The sequence below is a fragment of the Tenacibaculum sp. Mcav3-52 genome (assembly GCF_022347665.1).
Classification (GTDB): Bacteria; Bacteroidota; Bacteroidia; order Flavobacteriales; family Flavobacteriaceae; genus Polaribacter; species Polaribacter mesophilus.
The window spans coordinates 252,092-272,605 of record NZ_JAKRGE010000001.1 but is presented as its reverse complement, the minus strand read 5'-3'; the positions used below and the strand labels follow the sequence as shown (position 1 = coordinate 272,605).

23 protein-coding genes are annotated in these 20,514 nt (G+C 31.6%); 12 read left to right on the top strand and 11 right to left on the bottom strand.

The window, feature by feature from the left end:
- The first annotated feature begins 27 nt into the window (after positions 1-27).
- A complete protein-coding gene (locus tag MHM83_RS01350) occupies positions 28-618 on the top strand; it encodes a carboxymuconolactone decarboxylase family protein (protein ID WP_239178184.1) in 591 nt (196 codons plus the stop codon).
- Between the two features lie 69 nt (positions 619-687).
- On the opposite strand, the gene mscL is transcribed toward MHM83_RS01350, so the two are convergent.
- The 3 genes from mscL to MHM83_RS01335 are packed head-to-tail and all read right to left on the bottom strand — an operon-like array spanning position 688 to position 2,851.
- Positions 688-1,089, bottom strand: coding sequence for a large-conductance mechanosensitive channel protein MscL (gene mscL, locus MHM83_RS01345; RefSeq protein ID WP_196781614.1), 402 nt, complete (start codon positions 1,087-1,089; stop codon positions 688-690).
- A gap of 51 nt (positions 1,090-1,140) precedes the next feature.
- A complete protein-coding gene (gene alr / locus MHM83_RS01340) occupies positions 1,141-2,244 on the bottom strand; it encodes an alanine racemase (RefSeq protein WP_239178183.1) in 1,104 nt (367 codons plus the stop codon).
- Complete coding sequence (locus tag MHM83_RS01335; RefSeq protein ID WP_073182215.1) at positions 2,237-2,851, bottom strand: thymidine kinase; 615 nt, start codon at positions 2,849-2,851, stop codon at positions 2,237-2,239. The genes alr and MHM83_RS01335 overlap by 8 nt, the downstream gene beginning before the upstream one ends.
- 101 nt (positions 2,852-2,952) lie before the next feature.
- Between MHM83_RS01335 and MHM83_RS01330 the strand changes: the two genes are divergently transcribed.
- Together MHM83_RS01330 and MHM83_RS01325 are read left to right on the top strand one after the other, a co-directional pair.
- Positions 2,953-3,891 carry a hypothetical protein gene (locus MHM83_RS01330; protein ID WP_167712822.1) on the top strand — a complete coding sequence of 313 codons (939 nt, stop codon included), beginning with the start codon at positions 2,953-2,955 and terminating at the stop codon, positions 3,889-3,891.
- The gene (locus MHM83_RS01325; RefSeq protein ID WP_239178182.1) at positions 3,892-4,884 is read left to right on the top strand and encodes a glycosyltransferase family 4 protein; all 993 of its coding nucleotides are present in this window, start codon (positions 3,892-3,894) and stop codon (positions 4,882-4,884) included.
- A gap of 38 nt (positions 4,885-4,922) precedes the next feature.
- Here the strand turns inward: MHM83_RS01325 and MHM83_RS01320 are convergent, their stop codons facing one another.
- Positions 4,923-5,750, bottom strand: coding sequence for a universal stress protein (locus MHM83_RS01320; protein ID WP_159610954.1), 828 nt, complete (start codon positions 5,748-5,750; stop codon positions 4,923-4,925).
- A 164-nt stretch (positions 5,751-5,914) separates the two neighbouring features.
- On the opposite strand from MHM83_RS01320, the gene rimP reads away from it, so the two are divergent.
- From rimP to MHM83_RS01300, 4 genes are all read left to right on the top strand, one after another.
- Positions 5,915-6,376, top strand: coding sequence for a ribosome assembly cofactor RimP (gene rimP / locus MHM83_RS01315; protein ID WP_239178181.1), 462 nt, complete (start codon positions 5,915-5,917; stop codon positions 6,374-6,376).
- 12 nt (positions 6,377-6,388) lie between these two features.
- Positions 6,389-7,645, top strand: coding sequence for a transcription termination factor NusA (gene nusA / locus MHM83_RS01310; protein ID WP_047790701.1), 1,257 nt, complete (start codon positions 6,389-6,391; stop codon positions 7,643-7,645).
- A gap of 137 nt (positions 7,646-7,782) precedes the next feature.
- On the top strand, positions 7,783-10,638 hold the full coding sequence (infB, locus tag MHM83_RS01305; protein WP_047790700.1) for a translation initiation factor IF-2: 2,856 nt from the start codon (positions 7,783-7,785) through the stop codon (positions 10,636-10,638).
- A gap of 364 nt (positions 10,639-11,002) precedes the next feature.
- Positions 11,003-11,425, top strand: coding sequence for a hypothetical protein (locus MHM83_RS01300; RefSeq protein ID WP_239178180.1), 423 nt, complete (start codon positions 11,003-11,005; stop codon positions 11,423-11,425).
- A gap of 34 nt (positions 11,426-11,459) precedes the next feature.
- Here MHM83_RS01300 and MHM83_RS01295 read toward each other — a convergent pair whose 3' ends face one another.
- From MHM83_RS01295 to panB, 5 genes are read right to left on the bottom strand one after another with little or no spacing between them, the layout of a single operon-like run.
- Entirely contained in the window at positions 11,460-11,741 is a 282-nt protein-coding gene (locus tag MHM83_RS01295) for a TM2 domain-containing protein (RefSeq protein WP_159488561.1), read from the bottom strand.
- A gap of 35 nt (positions 11,742-11,776) precedes the next feature.
- The gene (locus MHM83_RS01290; RefSeq protein WP_239178179.1) at positions 11,777-12,169 is read right to left on the bottom strand and encodes a VOC family protein; all 393 of its coding nucleotides are present in this window, start codon (positions 12,167-12,169) and stop codon (positions 11,777-11,779) included.
- Position 12,170: 1 nt separating this feature from the next.
- On the bottom strand, positions 12,171-12,629 hold the full coding sequence (locus MHM83_RS01285) for a DUF1801 domain-containing protein (protein ID WP_239178178.1): 459 nt from the start codon (positions 12,627-12,629) through the stop codon (positions 12,171-12,173).
- Between the two features lie 24 nt (positions 12,630-12,653).
- The gene (locus MHM83_RS01280) at positions 12,654-13,592 is read right to left on the bottom strand and encodes a 2-hydroxyacid dehydrogenase (protein WP_239178177.1); all 939 of its coding nucleotides are present in this window, start codon (positions 13,590-13,592) and stop codon (positions 12,654-12,656) included.
- Positions 13,593-13,644: 52 nt separating this feature from the next.
- Complete coding sequence (panB, locus tag MHM83_RS01275) at positions 13,645-14,463, bottom strand: 3-methyl-2-oxobutanoate hydroxymethyltransferase (RefSeq protein WP_159488605.1); 819 nt, start codon at positions 14,461-14,463, stop codon at positions 13,645-13,647.
- Positions 14,464-14,631: 168 nt separating this feature from the next.
- Here panB and MHM83_RS01270 point away from each other — a divergent pair, with 168 nt between their 5' ends.
- The 5 genes from MHM83_RS01270 to MHM83_RS01250 all read left to right on the top strand — a co-directional run bounded on the left by MHM83_RS01270 (position 14,632) and on the right by MHM83_RS01250 (position 17,636).
- On the top strand, positions 14,632-15,105 hold the full coding sequence (locus tag MHM83_RS01270; RefSeq protein WP_167712830.1) for a nuclear transport factor 2 family protein: 474 nt from the start codon (positions 14,632-14,634) through the stop codon (positions 15,103-15,105).
- Positions 15,106-15,109: 4 nt separating this feature from the next.
- Positions 15,110-16,030, top strand: coding sequence for a TolB family protein (locus MHM83_RS01265; RefSeq protein WP_239178176.1), 921 nt, complete (start codon positions 15,110-15,112; stop codon positions 16,028-16,030).
- Between the two features lie 15 nt (positions 16,031-16,045).
- A complete protein-coding gene (locus tag MHM83_RS01260; RefSeq protein WP_047790691.1) occupies positions 16,046-16,618 on the top strand; it encodes a sigma-70 family RNA polymerase sigma factor in 573 nt (190 codons plus the stop codon).
- A 4-nt stretch (positions 16,619-16,622) separates the two neighbouring features.
- Positions 16,623-16,883 (top strand): hypothetical protein, encoded by a 261-nt coding sequence (locus MHM83_RS01255; RefSeq protein ID WP_047790690.1) that lies wholly within the window; start codon positions 16,623-16,625, stop codon positions 16,881-16,883.
- A 111-nt stretch (positions 16,884-16,994) separates the two neighbouring features.
- On the top strand, positions 16,995-17,636 hold the full coding sequence (locus tag MHM83_RS01250; protein ID WP_159610934.1) for an O-methyltransferase: 642 nt from the start codon (positions 16,995-16,997) through the stop codon (positions 17,634-17,636).
- 111 nt (positions 17,637-17,747) lie between these two features.
- On the opposite strand, the gene MHM83_RS01245 is transcribed toward MHM83_RS01250, so the two are convergent.
- Complete coding sequence (locus MHM83_RS01245; protein ID WP_239178175.1) at positions 17,748-19,124, bottom strand: thrombospondin type 3 repeat-containing protein; 1,377 nt, start codon at positions 19,122-19,124, stop codon at positions 17,748-17,750.
- A gap of 150 nt (positions 19,125-19,274) precedes the next feature.
- Entirely contained in the window at positions 19,275-20,474 is a 1,200-nt protein-coding gene (locus MHM83_RS01240) for a multidrug transporter (RefSeq protein WP_239178174.1), read from the bottom strand.
- Positions 20,475-20,514: the final 40 nt, after the last annotated feature.

Genomic DNA, 20,514 nt, shown 5'->3' with positions numbered 1-20,514 from the left:
AGTATTAAAAACTTAAAAAATAAATCTATGCCTTTAGTAACTCCTTTAGATCCGAATCATGATGCGGAAACGAAACAATTATCTGATTTTTATAATGAAACCTTAGGTTTTTGTCCGAATTCAGTGTTAACCATGCAACGACGACCAGAAATTTCCAAAGCATTTATCAATTTAAACAAAGCAGTAATGGCTAATCACGGTCGTGTAACTTCTGCTTTAAAACGGATGATTGCTTGGGTAAGTAGCAATGCTACAGGTTGTCGTTATTGTCAAGCACATGCAATTCGTGCTGCTGAGCGTTATGGTGCAGAACAAGAACAATTAGATAATATATGGGAATATAAAACACACTCTGCCTTTTCTGATGCTGAACGTGCTGCGTTAGATTTTTCATTGGCAGCTTCAATGATTCCAAATATGGTGGATGAAAAGATTAAAGAGGAATTATATAAATATTGGAATGAAGGAGAAATAGTTGAAATGTTAGGAGTAATTTCCCTCTTCGGGTATTTAAATCGTTGGAATGATTCTATGGGAACAAGTATTGAAGATGGTGCGGTTGAAAGTGGTGAACAGTATTTAGGAAAACATGGTTGGGAGAAAGGAAAGCATGTGTAAATTAGATAGAACTATTAGAAAATAGAAAAGCTCGCAATTGCGAGCTTTTCTATTTAATATTTAATCGGATTACTTTTTTAGTAAATCTCTAATTTCTGCTAATAGTTCTTCTTGACTAGGTCCCTTTGGAGCTTCTGGAGCAGGTTCTTCTTTTTTCTTCATAGCATTTACTGCTTTTACCACCATAAACATAACAAAAGCTACAATAATAAAATCAATAACATTGGTTAAAAATTCACCATACATTATAGCAACTTCGCCTGTTACTTTACCAGCTTCATCAGTTACTCCTTCTTTAATTACATACTTTATGTCCTTAAAATCAGCTTTAAAAATAAGTCCAATTAAAGGAGAAACAATTCCTCCAGTGAAAGAGGTTACTACTTGTTTGAAAGCAGCACCCATTACAAAACCTACTGCAATGTCTACTAAATTTCCTTTCATTGCAAAGTCTTTAAACTCTTTGAGCATTCCCATATTTTTGATTTTTAATAGTTAATTGAACTGAAAAATATAAAAAAATTAGCTTTTAACCAATCTTTTTATACGTTGAGATAAGGCAGTAAGTATTTCATACGGAATAGTTTCACACTTATGAGCCATATATTCTACGTGTTGTTGATGGTTGAAAATAATGACCTCGTCACCTTCATTACAATCAATTTTAGTAACATCAACCATTATCATATCCATACAAACATTTCCAATGATAGGAGCTGGTTGATTATTAATGAACACAAATCCATTTTTATTTCCTAGTTTTCTTGATATACCATCTGCATGTCCTATAGGAATGGTAGCGCTTCTTGTAGGTTGACTAGCAACAAAAGCTCTATTGTATCCAACAGTTTCACCTGGTTGAACTATATTAATTTGAGAAATTATAGATTTAAGCGTATGTGTGTTTTTAAGTTGAGCTGTTTCTTGTTCATCATTTCCGAAACCATATAAGCCTATGCCTAGGCGAACCATGTCAAATTGAGCTTGTGGATAATTGATAATACCAGATGTATTTAAGATATGTATCATAGGTTGGTATCCTAAGTGCTCATAAACTTGTTTTACTATGTAAGCAAAGTTATTTATTTGACCTATGGTGAATTCTTGTTCGTTTAAATCTTCACTAGCTGCTAAATGAGAAAATATAGATTCAACTTTTACATTGTTTGATTTTTTTAGCTCTGCTACAATAGTTGGAACGTCAGTATGCCAAAAGCCTACTCTATTTAATCCTGTGTTAAATTTTAAATGAATAGGGTAATTCATTAAAGGCTCTTCATCCGCAAGTTTTAAAAAAGCATCGAAGATTTTAAAATTATATAGATTAGGCTCTAAGCGATATTTAACAATATCTTTTAAGTTTTGAATTTGAGGGTTTAAAACCAAGATAGGCTTTGTAATTCCAGCCTCACGTAATGCCATTCCCTCATTAGAATAAGCAACAGCAAAATAATCAACATAGTCTTGTGCAATTTTAGCAATTTCAGTAGACTCACTTCCGTAACCAAAAGCCTTGACAACAACTAAAATTTTTGTAGTAGGTTGTAGCTTCTGTTTAAAATAAGCTAAATTGTGTAGTACAGCTTTAGTATTAATTTCTAATACGGTAACATGATTGTTATTCATTAGTGCTTTCTTTTTTATTTTGTGTTTCGTGTTCCTTCATGGCTTTGTAATAAGCAGCTCTGCTTAGTGGTTCATACTCTTGAGTTTCGCCCAAAAAAACTAGATCTTCACTTTGTGCTTTTCTATAACTATAATGGGCTAAGTTTCCTGTACGAGTGCATACGGCATGTACTTTAGTAACATATTCTGCAGTAGCCATTAACGCAGGCATTGGTCCAAAAGGTTTACCCTTAAAATCCATGTCCAAACCTGCAACGATAACACGAACTCCTCTATTTGCTAAGTCGTTACAAACAGCTACAATTTCGTCGTCAAAAAATTGGGCTTCGTCTATTCCAATAACATCAACATCATTGGCTAATAATCTAATATTAGAAGATGCAGGAACAGGTGTTGAACGAATACTGTTTTTATTGTGGGAAACTACTTCCTCCTCATCGTATCTTGTGTCAACTGCAGGTTTGAAAATTTCAACACGTTGTTTAGCAAACTGAGCACGTTTAAGTCTACGAATTAATTCTTCGGTTTTCCCCGAAAACATTGAGCCACAAATTACCTCAATCCAACCAAATTGTTCTGTGTGATTTACTGTATTTTCAAGAAACATTTTGTAATTTTAAGCTCTAATTATTGATTTTTGTATTACTTTCGAATGAGGAACAAATTTATTAAAATTTAAGAGCAAAAATTAATATCAAACAACAACTTATGCACAAAAAACTAGCATCAGATTTAACCAGTTTAGCACACAGTATTTTACAGATGAAAAATAGAGAAGATGTGTTTGAGTTAAAGCAAAAGGCATATGAGGTTTACGAAAAACTTTCGGTTTTAGCGTATGTAGAAGAATACATAAATAATACTCCTAATCCTACAAAAACTAAAGAGGAACTGTTAAAAGATGTTTTACTTGCCGAAGAAAAAAAGCAAGCTGAAGCTGTTGAAGAAATTTTACCTAAGATAGAAGAGGTAAGTTTAGAGACAAAGAAAGAAGTTGTAGATGATTTGGATGCTGAGGTTGAAAAAAAGAAAGAACCAATTCAAGAAGAGGTAAAAGTAGAGAAGTCTACAGAAGAAAAGATACAAAAGGAGGAACAAGAGTCTATAGAAAGTAGGGAAGTACATCACTTAGAAGAAGACTTAAAAGAAGGTTTTGAGCAAGAAGCAGATGAAATAGTTGAAAAAGTAATAGAAGGAATTAATGAAGAAATAATTACTAATGAAATCATTGAACAGCCTTTTGATGAATTAGAAGAACTGTTACATAGTGATGGAGAGGACGTAAAAAATGATGTAAAAGATGTTGGGGATAGGAAAACTCCTACTTTAGAAGATGAGTTGCAAGATACTATATCAGTTGATGTAATTACAGATTTATTTACTAAGGCGGCACCTAAGAAAACAATTAATGATCACTTTCTAAATACAATTCAAATTGATTTAAACGATAGAATTGCTTTTGTAAAACACCTTTTTGAAGGAAATCAAAATGATTTTAATAGGGTTATTTCTCAATTAAATACTTTTAAAACAGAAAAAGAAGCAAAAAAATTTATTAATAAAATGATTAAACCAGATTATGATTGGTCTGATAAAGAAGAATATGAAAATAGATTATTTCAAATCATAGAAAGAAGATTTGCTTAGATGAGTTCTGATCTTATAGTTATACATACTCACTTTCATAAACGAAGAACAGGTGTTACAAGAAGTATTGAAAATGTATTACCTCAGTTAAAAAAACTGTGTACAACATATCTTTATGGTTATGGTATCAAAGGTGAAAAAATGACAACTTCTGAGTTAAAAAAGTTGTTGTTCTCAAAAAAGAGTATTGTTGTTCATTGTCATCGAAATAATGAAGTTTTAAAAATGTTATGGTATCGTTTTTTAGGAGCAAAATTTAAATTAATAACTACGCGACATGCAGAAACAGATCCTTCTAATTTTACACGATTTTTACTAAGAAAATCAGATGAAGTTATTACGTTAACAAGTTCAATGCATAAAAAACTAGGTGTTTCAAACGTTAAAGTACCTCATGGTGTAAATACAAGCCTTTTTATTCCTAATCCAGAAAAAAAGTTAAGTAATATTGCTCAAAAGAATATTATTCTTTGTGCAGGTAGAGTAAGAAAAGCAAAAGGACAAAAAATATTGTTAGAAGCTGTAGCTCCTAAATTAAAAGAAAATAAAGATTGGGCGCTGGTTGTTGTTGGTAAAGTAGATAAACCATTGTTTTTAGAAGAATTAAAAGCAATAGTGGAAAAAAATAAAGTAGAAAACCAGATTTATTTTATTGATGAAACCTCAGATATTGTTTCTTATTACCAAGCAGCTAAAATTTCAGTAGTACCATCTTTTACAGAAGGCTTTTCTTTAGTTTGTGCAGAAGCAATGGCGTGTGGAAATACAGTAGTAGCAACAAAAGATGTTGGAGTTCACTCTGAACTAGTAACACATTTGAAGTCAGGATATTTATTTACATCAGGAAGTGTACCAGAACTTCAAAAAATAATGGTAAATCTAATGAGTAAAAAAAATGCTTATTTAGGAAGTAGTGCTCGGAAAGAAATTCTAGAAAATTGGAGTGCAAAAAAGGAAGCTATAAATTTGCTAAAGGTATATGAAAATAATTAATGAAAAAAAAAGGTCAAGGGAAAACCTTGACCTTTTTGTTAAATTTTAAATGTTAGCATTGGTCGCATAGCACTTTTAGAGAGACTTTTAGTAATGCTGCCATTAAAAATATGAGATAAGCCACTTCTTCCATGCGTAGCTAAAGCAATTATATCTGCGTTAATTTTATTAGCAAAATGAAGAATTCCTTTCTCAACAGAAGAGTCATTGTAAATATTAATAGTGTAATTTTCTAAACCATATGTGTCTATAATTTTTTTAATTCTTTCGTTAGTGTCTTGAGAGTTTTCAAATTTCTGGGGAGTGTTTATTTTTAGTAAATGTATTGTACAATCAAAATTATTACTAAAATCAAGAAATCGTTCAAAAGCCTTATTTTTTTTAGGTTTAAAGCTAGATGCAAAGACGATATCTTTTGGTGTAAAACTGTCGTTATTCTTTTTTGTAACAATGACAGGTATTTCAGAGTTTCGTACAACTTTTTCAGTGTTAGACCCAATTAAGATTTCTTCAAGGTTTGTATGCCCTTTAGATCCCATAATGATTAAATCTGTACTGTTTTTTTTAGAATAATCTCTAATACCTTCAAATGGACTTTGAAATCTGATAGCATGTTTAACATTTTTAATTTTAGGAAAAAAATCCTTTTTGTAATCCAGGAGTCTGTCACGAACCTTTCTAATGTATAACATGCTTTCTGGAATACTAAAGTTAGTTCCAGCCCCCATGTCAACGATTCCTGTAGGAAGTTCAACCATATGAAGTAAGTGTACTTCACTGTTGGCTTTGCTAGCTATTTTTGAAGCTAGTTTCGAAGCATATTCAGAAGACTTCGAAAAATCAGTAGGTACTAATATTTTTTTCATAATAAGAAAGTTTTAAGAGAGATAGTTTCTTAAAGATACAAAAAACAATGTTATAAAGAAAGAGGGTTGATATTTGTGTGTTAATGAATAACTTACTATATTTGCACCAAATTTATTAATCAGATAGATGAAGGGGACGTTAGTCCCCTCTTTTTATACCTAAGATGAATCAAGAACGAGTTAGAGAATTATTACAAGAAGCCTTGGAAGAAAACAAATCTTTATATTTAATAGATTTACAATTCTTGTCGGATAACAAAATAAAGGTAATAGTAGATGGAGATTCAGGTGTGCCACTAAGTGAATGTATTCGTATTAGTAGGAATATAGAGCATAATTTAGATAGAGAAGAAGAAGATTTTTCGTTAGAAGTGACAACACCAGATATTGCACATCCAATAGCTGTAAAACGTCAGTATAAAAAGAATATCAACCGAATTCTAAAAGTTAAAACAGCAACAGAAGAATTTGAAGGAACGTTAACTGAGGTAACAGAAGATACCATTACTCTATTTTGGAAGGCAAGAGAGCCTAAGCTAATAGGTAAAGGAAAGCATACGGTAGAAAAAACAAAAATACTAGCGTATCAGGATATTAAAGAAGCAAAAGTGAAGATCATATTTTAATTAGAGAATGAAATGGAAAATATTGCGTTAATAGAATCATTTTCGGAGTTTAAAGATAATAAAAGTATAGACAGAGTAACATTAATGTCTATCTTAGAAGAAGTATTTCGTGCAGCCTTAAAGCGTAGATTTGGGTCAGATGAGAATTTTGATATCATTATAAACCCTGATAAAGGAGATTTAGAGATTTGGAGAAATCGAGTGGTGGTGGCAGATGGAATGTCTGAAGATGATAATGAGGAAATAGAACTTGCAGAAGCAAGGAAAATTGAACCAGATTTTGAAATTGGAGAAGATGTTTCTGAAGAAGTAAAGCTAGTAGATTTAGGTAGACGTGCTATTTTAGCATTACGCCAAAACTTAATTTCTAAAATTCACGAGCACGATAGTACAAACGTTTTTAAACAATTTAAAGATTTAGAAGGAGAAATTTATAGTGCAGAAGTACACCATATTCGTCATAATGCTGTAATTTTGTTGGATGATGAAGGAAATGAGATTGTTTTACCAAAGAGTGAACAAATTCGTTCAGACTTCTTTAGAAAAGGAGATGCAGTTAGAGGAGTGATAAAATCTGTAGAGTTACGAGGTAATAAACCCGCTATTATTTTATCAAGAACTTCACCAGCGTTCTTAGTGAAATTATTTGAACAAGAAATTCCTGAAGTTTTCGATGGTTTAATTACTATTGAAGGCGTAGCAAGGATTCCTGGAGATAAAGCAAAAATAGCAGTAGATTCTTACGATGATAGAATAGACCCTGTTGGAGCTTGTGTTGGTGTAAAAGGATCTCGTATTCATGGTATTGTTCGTGAATTAGGAAACGAAAATATTGATGTAATTAACTATACAAAGAACGAACAGTTATTTGTAGCAAGAGCCTTAAGTCCTGCAAAAGTAACTTCAGTAGACATTGAAATGTTTGATGAAGAAAAGAATGGTAAGAAAGGACGTGTTAATGTTTTGCTGAAACCAGAAGAAGTATCAAAAGCAATTGGTAGAGCTGGTGTAAATATTCGTTTAGCAAGTGAGTTGACAGGTTACGAAATTGACGTTCAAAGAGAAGGTATTGAAGAAGAAGATGTTGAATTAACAGAATTCTCTGATGAAATTGAAGCTTGGGTAATTGAAGAATTCAAGAAAATAGGTTTAGATACAGCAAAGAGTGTCTTGGAAAAAGATGTATCAATGTTAGTACAAAGAACAGATTTAGAGGAAGAAACAATTTTAGATGTTCAACGAATTTTAAGAGAAGAATTCGAAGACTAAATATAACACAAAAAAGGAAGCTAGTGTCCTAATATAGGAAACTGTATAAAATCTAGCAAAAAGAAGAAAAAGAGCATAACTATACGTACTAGAGACGTGTAAAGTGTGTTTTTTCAATAAAAAGTATAAAATAATATATGGCTGAAGGCAAAAAATTAAGACTAAATAAGGTTTTAAGAGAACTAAACATTTCTTTAGATAGAGCTGTTGAACACCTAGCTAAAAATGGCTATGAGATTGAAGCTCGCCCTACTACCAAAATATCAGATGCAGAATATCAAATTTTATTTGATGGTTTCCAAACTGATAAATCTAAAAAGGTGGCCTCTAAGGAAGTGAGCGAAGAAAAGAAAAAAGAGAAAGAGGCAATTCGTCAGCAATTAGAACAAGAGCAAGAAAGAAAGAGATTAGAAGAGGAAGCTAAAAAACAAGAAGTTTTAAAAGCCAAAGCTGAAAAGTTAGAACTTAAAACAGTAGGTAAAATAGATGTTGAAACTGGTAAGGCTATTGAAGAAGTAGCTGAAGAGGTAAAACCGGAGCCTACTAAAAAAGAGGAGAAAATAGAGGAACCAAAGAAAGAAGAGCCTATTAAACCAGTTCAAGAAACTAAAAAAGTTGAAGAACCAGTTAAGGTCGAAGAGAAAAAGCCAGAGCCTCCTAAAACTGAAAAACCAAAGGAACAAACAGTTAATACTCCTAAAAAGGAAGTGAAGAAAGAACAGCCTAAAGAAGTTAAAAAGACTGTTGAAAATAAGGTTAAAGAGGTGAAGCAACCAGTAAAGGAGGTAGAAATAACTCCAGAAAATGCTGAGAAAATTAAAACTCAGTACAAAAAATTAGAAGGTCCTAATTTTACAGGTCAAAAAATTGACTTAAAACAATTTGAAAGACCAAAAAAGAAGAAACCTGAAGCTAATAAGGCTGATGGAGATAAAAAGAAGCGTAAAAGAATTAGCAAACCAGGAAGTCCTGGAACAGGCGCTAAACCTCAAGGAAATAACCGAGGAGGTCAAAACCGAGGAGGCCAGAGAGGTGGTAACCGAGGAGGTCAAAGAGGTAGAAGACCAGCAGCTGCTCCAAAAGAAGAACTAACAGAAGCACAAATCCAAAAACAAGTTAGAGAAACTTTAGAAAAACTTCAGGGTAAATCTAAAAAAGGAAAAGGAGCAAAATACCGTAGAGATAAAAGAGATGCCCACCGCCAGCAAAGTGAAGCTGAATTACAGGCAGCACAAGCAGAGAGTAAGGTGTTGAAAGTAACAGAATTTGTTACGGTTAGTGAAGTAGCAACTATGATGGATGTTCCCGTTACCCAAATTATTTCTACATGTATGATGTTAGGAATGATGGTAACGATGAATCAACGATTAGATGCTGAAACATTACAAATTGTAGCAGAAGAATTTAACTATACTGTAGAGTTTGTTGGAGCTGAAGTTGAGGAATCTATAGAAGAAGTTGAAGACAAGCCAGAAGATTTAATAACTCGTGCACCTATTATCACAGTGATGGGACACGTAGATCACGGTAAAACATCGTTGTTAGATTACATCCGTAACGCGAATGTTATTGAAGGTGAATCAGGAGGTATCACACAACACATTGGTGCTTACGCAGTGAAGGTAGGAGAACATAAAATAGCTTTCTTAGATACTCCAGGTCACGAAGCCTTTACAGCAATGCGTGCTCGTGGTGCTCAAGTAACGGATTTAGTTATTATTGTAGTAGCTGCAGATGATGATGTAATGCCACAAACAAAAGAGGCGATTTCTCACGCACAAGCAGCAGGAGTGCCAATTATCTTCGCAATAAACAAGATAGATAAGCCTAACGCGAATCCAGATAATATTAAAACACAACTTTCTTCTATGAATTTATTAGTAGAAGATTGGGGAGGTAACATTCAGTCGCAAGAAATTTCTGCTAAAACAGGACAAGGGGTTGATGAGTTATTAGAAAAAGTATTATTAGAAGCGGAAGTATTAGAGTTAAAAGCAAACCCTAATAAAAACGCAAACGGAGCTGTAGTAGAAGCTTTATTAGATAAAGGTAGAGGATATGTATCTACAATATTGGTACAAGCAGGTACATTAAAAATTGGAGATTATATCTTAGCCGGAAAGCATAGTGGTAAAGTAAGAGCTATGTTTGATGATAAAGGAAGGAAAGTAAAAGAGGCAGGACCTTCTACGCCAGTATCAATTTTAGGTTTAGATGGTGCACCACAAGCAGGTGATAAGTTCAATGTATTTGAAGATGAGCGTGAAGCTAAGCAAATAGCAGCAAAACGTTCTCAATTACAACGTGAACAATCTGTTAGAACACAAAAAACATTAACACTTGCAGAAATTGGTCGTCGTATTGCATTAGGAGACTTCAAAGAGTTAAATATCATCTTAAAAGGAGATGTTGATGGTTCGGTTGAAGCGTTAACAGATTCGTTCCAAAAGCTATCTACAGAAGAAATCCAAGTGAATATTATTCACAAAGGAGTTGGAGCAATTACAGAATCTGACGTATTATTAGCAACAGCTTCAGATGCAATTATCGTTGGATTTAACGTACGTCCGCAAGGAAATGCGCGTTCGGTAGCAGATAGAGAAGAAGTTGATATCAGAACTTACTCAATCATTTATGACGCTATCAACGACCTGAAAGATGCAATGGAAGGAATGTTGTCTCCTGAAATGAAAGAAGAAGTTCTTGGTAATGTTGAAATTAGAGAAGTTTATAAAATTTCTAAGATTGGTAACATTGCAGGATGTATGGTGATGACAGGGAAAATTACAAGAGACTCTAAAGTTCGTGTAATTAGAGATGGAATTGTAGTTCATGATGGTGTGTTAGCTTCGTTAAAACGTTTTAAAGACGATGTTAAGGAAGTAACTAAAGGATACGATTGTGGTCTTCAAATTAAAGGATATAACGATATTAAAGAAGGAGATACATTAGAAGCATATACTGAAGTAGCAGTTAAGAAAAAGCTTAAATAGTTATTTAATATAACATAGTATAAAAAGACACCTAATTTAGGTGTCTTTTTATATTTGGTAATTAAGCAGATATTTTACTTGTTTATCACTAGTTGTTTTTAAAGTGTTAATTATTATTCATAATTAATGTTTTTAAAATGTTTGCAAAGATTATAAACCCTCTGTGGATTATTATTTTAATGATACCTGTATATATGTGTTTACAGAAGATAAAAAACTAGAATAGGTGTGTAGTATTTGTTCCAGTAGAATTTAGAGTCTACTATAACAGACTAACTTTATTTTAATGCGAAATTCATATATTAAGACGTTCTTTATTTAAAAGAGCGTCTTTTTATTATGATTAACTAGAAAGTAAGAATAGATGAAATACCTAAAAATAATAACTCCTGTAGTATTTTTATTAATGATGAACTGTGCAGCACAAAATAAAATAAAAGAGTTTGATAAAATAGCTTATGAAGCTCAAACAAGAGGAAGTATAGTGCAGTTAACTATTGAAGGAAATAACTTATCGTACAAAATAAATCAAAAAGAAGGGATTAAAAAAGTAACTAAAGAACAATTAGAAGAATTAAACACTATAGTAAATGAGTTGAATTTAAAACAAATAAGCGATTTAGAAGTACCAAGTGAAAAAAGAATAACAGACGCAGCTTTGCATGCGAAGTTTACTATTAAAATAGCTAATAAGGAATATAGGTCAAGTACATTTGATGCAGGTAACCCACCAAAAGAATTAAAAAAGCTGGAAGGTTTTTTATACAACCTTTCTGAATTGAAATAAAAAAAGCGCCTCAAGGCGCTTTTTTATATGATGATTAGAACCATCCTTTCTTATTTACTTGATAGGTTTCAACAAATTCTTCATCTGATTTTGTTAGATAAATAATTCCTTCAATTAAACCAATAATACTACTTACAAAGCCACCAAAACCACAAGTTAACACAGTTACCAATAGCATTATTATTCCTTCTTTTGTATATCCTAACACAAATTTGTGAATTCCAAATACCCCTATGATTATTCCTAAAATACCAGCTAATACACGTTTACTTTCTTGATTAGGAACAGTATTCCCGTTTTCATCAATTACATCCATTTTTTTATTTTTTTATTTATTAGACGGTGCTAAATTTATAAAAAAGCTTCGTCTTTTGGCTCCCATAATTCAATTTTATTTCCATCTAAATCTACAACCCATCCAAATTTACCATAATCATACTCCTCTATTTTATCCATCACGGTAACTCCTTTTTCTTTTAACTCTTCTAATAACTCTACTAAATTTTCAACTCGATAGTTAAACATAAAATCTTTTTTAGACGGTTCAAAATAGTTTGTATCATTCGCAAACGGACTCCATTGTGTTGATGCCTTCTTACCTTCGTTATCCTTCCACCAAAACGTACATCCCCAATCATCAGTATTAAAACCTAAGTTATTTTTATACCAGTCTTTCGTTGCTCTAGGGTCTTCTGTTTTAAAAAAAACTCCTCCTATTCCTATTACTTTACCTTTTTTCTTCATTTTATTTCTTTTTTACAGCTGATTCGTAGATAGAAATCCATTCATCTACAGTCATTTTTGTACATAATTCAGTAATTAATTCATACGGAATATCATCCAGCTTTTTAAAACGAATACAGCTTTTACCCATGTCTAGCTTTCTTTTACAGTATTTATGGTATTCAGCTATAAACCAATCGTGTAGTTCCTTTTTAGCATAAATTCCGCTATGATATAGATTTATTGAGTTTTTTTGTGAAGCTAAATTCATAAAAGGAAGTGGTAATTTTGGATTACAATGATAACCATCGGGATATTTTGAATGTGGAACATAATACCCAATCATATTATAATTGATTCCTTCTTCAAATCCTTTAGGTAGGTTTTCCTTAATAAGGTTACGAAGCTTTTGTAAAACTTCTTGTCGTTCTTCTGGGACTTGAGAAATATATTCTTCTACTGTAGCTGCTTCATATTTCATGTTACATGATTTTGAAGCATTAAGTTAACAAAATTTTTCTTTAATTTTATCTACAATAGTCTGCGCTAAATTTTCTTTACTTTCTATGGTCCAACCAGCAACATGAGGAGAAAGCAACACATTTTCTGCTTTTATTAAATACTGAAATGCCTCGGGCATTTCTTGGTTTGTAAATAGGTTTTCAAACGATTTTTTTTCATACTCTAATACATCCAATCCTGCTCCTAAAACTTTTCCTGATTGTAAAGCGACTACTAAATCTTTTGTTACTACTGATTTTCCTCTGGCAGTATTTAACAACCAAAATGGTTTTGAAAAACCATTAATAAAGTCTGAATTAACCATATTCATCGTTAATTCTGTTTGTGGAGTATGTAAACTTAAAACATCAGTTCTTTTTTGAAGTTCTTCTAAAGAAACTTGTTTACAATTATTATCACCAACATTCGGCTTAATATCGTAACATATTACTTCCACATCGAAACCACGGAGTTTTTTAGCAAAGGCTTTCCCCATATTACCATAACCGATGATTCCAACAGTTTTTCCATCCAATTCTACACCTCTATTTTCTTCTCGTAACCATTTACCTTCTCGTACCTCTTTATCTGCTTTATTAAGCTTGTTAAACAAAGAAAGTAACATTCCTAACGTATGCTCTCCTACTGCATTTCGATTTCCTTCTGGTGCTGATATTAAGTGTACTCCTTTCTTTTCAGCATAATCACAATCAATGTTTTCTAATCCAGCTCCTACTCGTCCTATAAATTTAAGGCTTGTTGCTTTATCTAAAAATTGTTTATCAATGGTAAATCGACTACGAATAATAACTCCATCATACAAATGAATTTTAGCTTCAATTTCTGATTTTGAAGAGATATAATCTTCATAGTTTTCAAAACCTAAATTCTTTAATTTATTTATTAACAGAGAGTGATTAGTGTCTAAATGAAGTATTTTCATTTTAAAAATATAATCTTAAACAAAAAAGTCTCCCAAAAGGAAGACTTTTACATTAATACTGTTCTTCTTCGTTTGGAAAGTCTTGACTTTTAACATCTGTAATGTACTGTTCAAATGCATTTGTCATTCCTGTATATAAATCTAAGTACCTACGTAAGAAACGAGGATTAAACTCATGTGTCATTCCTAACATATCGTGAGTTACTAATACTTGTCCATCTACACCTGCACCTGCTCCAATTCCTATAACTGGAATTGTTAAAGCTTCAGCAACTTTTTGTGCTAACTTAGCAGGAACTTTTTCTAACACAATAGCAAAACAACCTAATCTTTCCAACATTAAAGCATCTGTCATTAACTTTTCTGCCTCAGCTTCTTCTTTTGCTCTTACTGTATAAGTTCCGAACTTATAAATAGATTGAGGAGTTAACCCTAAGTGACCCATTACAGGAATACCTGCATTTAAAATTCGTTTAATAGAGTCTTTTATTTCTTTTCCTCCTTCTAGTTTTATTGAGTGTGCTCCACTTTCTTTCATAATTCGAATAGCCGAACGTAATGCTTCTTTAGGATCTGATTGGTAACTTCCAAAAGGCAAGTCAACCACTACTAAACAACGATCTATTCCTCTTACTACAGAGCTTGCATGATATATCATTTGATCTAATGTAATAGGCAATGTAGTTTCATGACCAGCCATTACATTTGATGCTGAATCTCCCACTAAGATTACGTCTATTCCTGCACCATCAACAATTTTTGCCATAGTATAATCGTAAGCCGTAAGCATTGAGATTTTTTCTCCATTTGCTTTCATCTCAACAAGAGATTTAGTGGTAATTCTTTTATATTGTTTTTTTGCTACTGACATTTCTTTTTTTTTATGGATTGTAAAAATACATAATTATTATTCACTTGTTTTATTTATTATATTTTCATAATCTCTTTAATTTACTTTTTTTAATGCCGTTAATCTTCTGTTAATTAAATTTTAGCCTTTTATTTTTTTAATAGCTTTACCTAACTAAATCAAACTAACGTGCAAAAGGTTTTTACTTTATTAATTGTTTTTGCTCTTACAACTGTGATAAGTGCACAAGAAAGCTCAGAAAAAAAAGTCATTAAAAAAACTATTGAAACTTTTTTTGAAGGACTTCATAAAGGTGATAGTACATTAGTAAGCTCAACTCTTAATTCTACAATTAACATTCAAACTACTTTTACTAATAAGGAAGGTAAAAAAGTTTTAGTTACAGAAAGTAAATCTAAACTGCTTGCTAATATTGCTAATAAAAAACCAGAACATACTTATTTAGAAAGATTAGTATCATGGGATATTAAAGTGGATGGTAATTTAGCTTCTGTATGGACTCTATACGAATTTTACCTAAATGATAAGTTTAGTCATTGTGGAGCAAATTCTTTCCAACTTTTTAATAATAATGGAAAATGGGAGATTATATACTTAGTTGATATGAGACGTAGAAACAATTGTAAAGCCCTTAAACAATAGTTTTATGAAAAAAATTGGATTTCTTTTTTTATTTGTTTCTTGCTTTAGTTTTGCTCAAGAGCCTGAATTATTTCATCCAGAGTTATTTAGTGATTTACCAAACGTCAGAGATTTTTCAATAAGCAAAAATCAAGATGAATTTTATTTCACTGTTGAAAGCTACTTGAAAGAATATTCGTTTATAGCTTTTTCAAAAAAAGTAAATGGAAAATGGCAGAAACCTGAAGTTGTTAACTTTTCTGGTAGGCATAAAGACTTAGAGCCCTTTTTGTCTCCTGACGGATTGAAGCTTTTCTTTGCTTCTAACAGAAAGAATAATACCTCTGGTGAGGTAAAGAAAGACATGGATATTTGGTATGTAACACGTGAGTCTTTTTCTCATGATTGGTCTAAGCCTATAAATATTGGGTCGCTAGTTAATACTCCTGCGGATGAATTTTATCCGTCAGTGACAAAAAAAGGAGACTTATTTTTTACTGCAGAATATGAAAACTCTAAAGGTAAAGAAGATATTTATGTAAGTAGACTTATTAATGGTGTTTACTCCAAACCTGTTTCTCTTGGTCCTGGAGTAAATTCTGAAAAATACGAGTTTAATGCCTTTGTTGCTCCAGATGAAAGTTTTATCATTTTCACTTCGTATGGAAGAAAAGATGATTTAGGTAGAGGTGACCTATACATAAGTAAAAAAGGAAGAAATAACGAATGGTTAGCTTCTAGGCATTTAACAAATATTAACTCTAACAAATTAGATTATTGCCCTTTTGTAGACCTTTCAAGTAATAAAATTTATTATACAACAAATAAAAGTAAAATTTCAAATAAGTTAAGTAAAAAGAAAAGTTTAGATGAAATAATTAATTTTATTAAAAATACTCCTAATGGACTAAGTAGAATTTATGTTACTTATTTCCACAAAAAATAACTTATCTTTGATTTAATGAATCTAACAAATCCTTCAAATACTTTATCTCCTGATAAATGGGTAGACAATTATGCAGATTATTTATTCAATTATGCTGTTGTTCGTGTAAATAATTCAAACATAGCTAAAGATTTAGTGCAAGAAACTTTTTTTGCAGGATTAAAATCTGCTAAAAACTTTGAAGGAAAGTCTACAGAACGAACATGGCTAGTTTCAATCTTAAAGAGAAAAATAATCGATTATTATCGAAAAATAAATTCTAAAAAAGGACAAGCTGAAGTTAGAATGAGTTTTTATGATAGCGGAGAAAATGAAGGAAACTGGATTGAGGAGCGAGTACCACAAACATGGGATAATGATGCTGATAGGAATATTGAAAATGAAGAGTTAAAAAATCAATTAGATAAATGTATTGATGGCCTTCCTGAAAAATATGCCATGGTTTTTAAAATGAAAACAATTCAACAATTTGAAACTGAAGATATTTGTAAGGAGTTAGATATTTCTCCGTCCAATTTATGGGTTATAATACATAGAGCAAGAACACAGTTAAGAAGCTGTATGGAAAAGAACTGGTTTAATAAGTAAAAAAATGTTTAAATTTTTAAAAATTACATGTGATGAAGCTACTACCATTTGTGACAAAAGTCAATATGGAGAAGCTTCTATATATGAAAGAATGCAACTTACTTGGCATTTATTAACTTGTAAGATTTGTGCCTTGTATACAAAACAAAATAGAAAAATGTCTGATATCTTCAAGTTAAAATCAGAAGATTGTAAAAAACATACCGCTTGTTTATCAAGTAAAGACAAAGAAAAATTAAAAGAACAGTTAAGTAAATTTAATTAGACAATTTTGGTTTTTTAAAGAACCATTTTTTGATTTTTTGTTAGATTGAAACGGAATTTATTATAGTGATAAATTCCGTTTTTTTAATTTTGCCCATTAAAAACAACCTACATGAACTTTTTACCTGAAGAATTAGATAATTATGTTGTTAAACATTCTCAAGCTGAACCAAAAATACTACAAGAACTAAGTAGAGAAACTTGGCAAAAGGTTTTAAACCCTCGCATGTTAAGTGGAGCTTTTCAAGGAAGAGTTTTATCTATGATTTCAAAATTAATTCAACCTAAATCAATTTTAGAGATTGGTACATACACAGGGTATTCTGCTTTATGCTTGGCTGAAGGACTTTCAAAAGATGGAATGATTCATACGATTGATAAAAATGAAGAGTTAGAGGAGCTCCAACATAAATACTTTCAGCAATCTGACCATAAAAACCAAATAACTCAATATGTTGGTAATGCTTTAGATATAATTCCAACTATAAATTCCAAATTTGATTTAGTATTTATCGATGCAGATAAATCTAACTATGTAAACTATTTTCGCTTGATTATTGAAAAAATGAATAAAGGAGGTGTTATTTTATCTGATAATGTACTTTGGAGCGGAAAGGTAGTTGAGAAGTTAAATCCTAAAGATATAGACACTAAAGTTCTTTTAGAGTATAATAGACTTTTAAATGAAGATAGTCGTTTAGAAACTGTATTACTGCCTATAAGAGATGGATTAACTATTAGTAGAATTGTTTAAAAAATAGTTGATAAGGAATATAGCTCAAGTACATTTGATGCAGGGAACCCACCAAAAGAATAAATAAAAAAACCGAGCAATTTGCTCGGTTTTTTGTTTAAAGAAAGGATATTAATTCTTTTTATAAATTTTACTTTTTTTACCGTCTTTATTAATAAAATAGAAACCTTTGGGCAGGCTTTTAATAACGTCAGTTTCTTCTGTTTCATTGTTGATAGTAGTATCTTTAACCTTATTCCCGTTTACATCATGAATAGTCAACTGAGTAGGTGTTTTTGAAGAAGAGGAGTTAACACTAGTGTAAGCCTGATTGTTATTCTCATTAGATTCAGAGGTGTTATTATCATAGTCAGCTATAGCATGTAAATAATAAAAATTGGTGAGATTATTTCCTAAATAAGTATCTGTTATATGTGTTTCTGAACACATTTTTCCTGTTTGGTTAGGAGAGATAGTTAAAGATGACTTAGGATATGGAAGGTTTGATACAATACTAGCTTTACTTAAGTCGGAATTATTTGTTAAGATTAAAGCTGTATTGTTGATTGTGCCAGTTACAGCACCTGTGTTTTTAATATTCACACAGAATTTATGGTCTTGATTTTCTCTAAGAGTTAATGAATTATCATCGTTCGTATTTGTGGTTAAACCACCTGCATCAATAGATATGCTTACAATTACAAAATCAGGATTGCCAACAGGACATCCATTGTTAGAAGAAGGACCTGCTTGGTTGGGGCAGTTGTCTTGCCAGTTTTGTACCCCATCACCATCAAAATCTCTAGTATCTTTAGGAACCGTATAAGTAAGTATCTCTGAATTACCAGCATATTCAAATTTCAAATAAAATTTTCTTTTAGGGTCGGTGTCATAGTCAATAAAGCTAGTTCCCCATGGTTCTCTTTTGGTTAAAATGGGGAAGAACTCTTCATCCATTTCCCATACAGTTTTTGTTATCAGGTTACTTTGATTGATACTGTTGTAGTATATAGAGATAGTAATATCATTATTACCACTATTATTTTTACTTCTATAATCACCTTGAATTTCGTATTCGTATTCAAAAGTAGTATTTCTTGAAAAATTTTTATAGTATGCTTGATTTACTTTAAAACTTTTTATTTGTTTTGGTAAAGGAGTGCTTCTACATGATATTTGAGTTATTGAATGAGGAAGGCTTAATCTGTAATCTTCATCTGAATGTTCACCAACTCTTGAAGATGTTAAATAATAGTAATTGAAGCCCTGACCAAAATCTAAAAAGTAGAACTTGTTTGGTTCTAAAGGTGTTGAGTCTTGAATGTTCACATAAAACCTACCAATTAAATCTTGAAAATCAAATGTCTCTTCACAAGGAATGTTTTCAACCATTTCTTTATTGAAAGTACCTAAAGCTTTAGAGCTTGAATAGAAAACGTGAGAATTATAAGATTGAGAAAAAGCTTGTAGTGACAATAGGCATGCTAAAAGGAATAATTTTTTTTTCATAGTTTATATATTTTATAATTAATCACTTATAAAAATCAAGATTTTTTCTTGTTTATGAGTTAACAACAGATTACTAAAAAGTAAATAAACTATAAAACAAAAAAACCGAGCAATTTGCTCGGTTTTTTTTATTGTTAGGGGATGTAAGTTTTATTGTCTAGTCCATCCAGCCCCCCAGGTAGCATAGTCTGTGCCAGTTGCAGTAGCGTTTTCAGTAACAAAATCAGCATCAGTAAAAGTAACACCTGTATCATTTTTTACTTTAACAGTAACATCTTCAAATTTTACATCAGTAGCTTTTAAGTCACCAGAAGTAACACCATTACCAGTTGGGTTGTCAGCAGCATCACCATCTAAATCAAATCCTTCAGCAAAACCGATTAATAAAATATTGTTAAAAATACCTTGAGTACCTGCTCTTAAACGGATAGCTTCATTTGCAGTTCCAGAACCTAATCCTTCAATAGTTAAGTTAGTTACTGTTGGCTTAGAGAAAAACTTAGGGTTAGATAAGTTTCCTATATCAGTATTGTAACCATCAGCTTCAATTCCTTTATCGTGGTCAGTACCATGCTTTACATAGGCGTCTGTAATAGTACCAGAGTATCCTTCAGTCCAGTCGATAGAATCATCTTCAGCATTAACAACAGATACATTGTTCACATTTACAGTTCCTCCAAAGAACTCTACACCATCATCTTTTCCTTCAAACATTTGGATGTACTCTACAGTTGTACCATTACCAACTCCGTAGAAAGAGAATCCATTGTTTTCTGATTGTCCATCAGCTTTTCCTCCTGAATATTCAACTCTTACATAACGTAAAGTTCCAGAATTGTCATCAGCTGCATCACCACCGTAAGGTAAACTTGCGATTTCAGAAGTTGAAGTAGCAGTACCACCAGCTACAGAGTTAATAGGAGCTTTACCTAATAAGATTAACCCTCCCCAGTCACCTGCATTAGGAGTAGTAGCACTAGAAGTAAAGATAATTGGTTGGCTAGAAGTTCCATCAGCTATAATCTTTGCTCCTTGAGAAATAGCTAAATAAACATCTGCACCAGTAGCTGCAGCTTTTATAACTGTTCCGGCAGGAATTGTTAAAGTAGTACCATCTTCAAATATAGTTGGTCCTGTTATTGTGTATGATTTAGAAGCATCTAATGTTAAATCAGTAGTATAGTTTCCTTTTAATTCAACAACATTATCATTGTCTGAGTCACCTCCACTGTTATTTGTGTTATTTGTAACACTATTATCATTAATAATAATATCTGCTGTATCATCATCCCCACATGAAGCAAATAACGTAGCTGCTAAAGCTAATCCTAATAAAAAATTATTTTTCATTGTTTTAAAGTTTAATTGTATTCTTTTATTGAGTTTATTT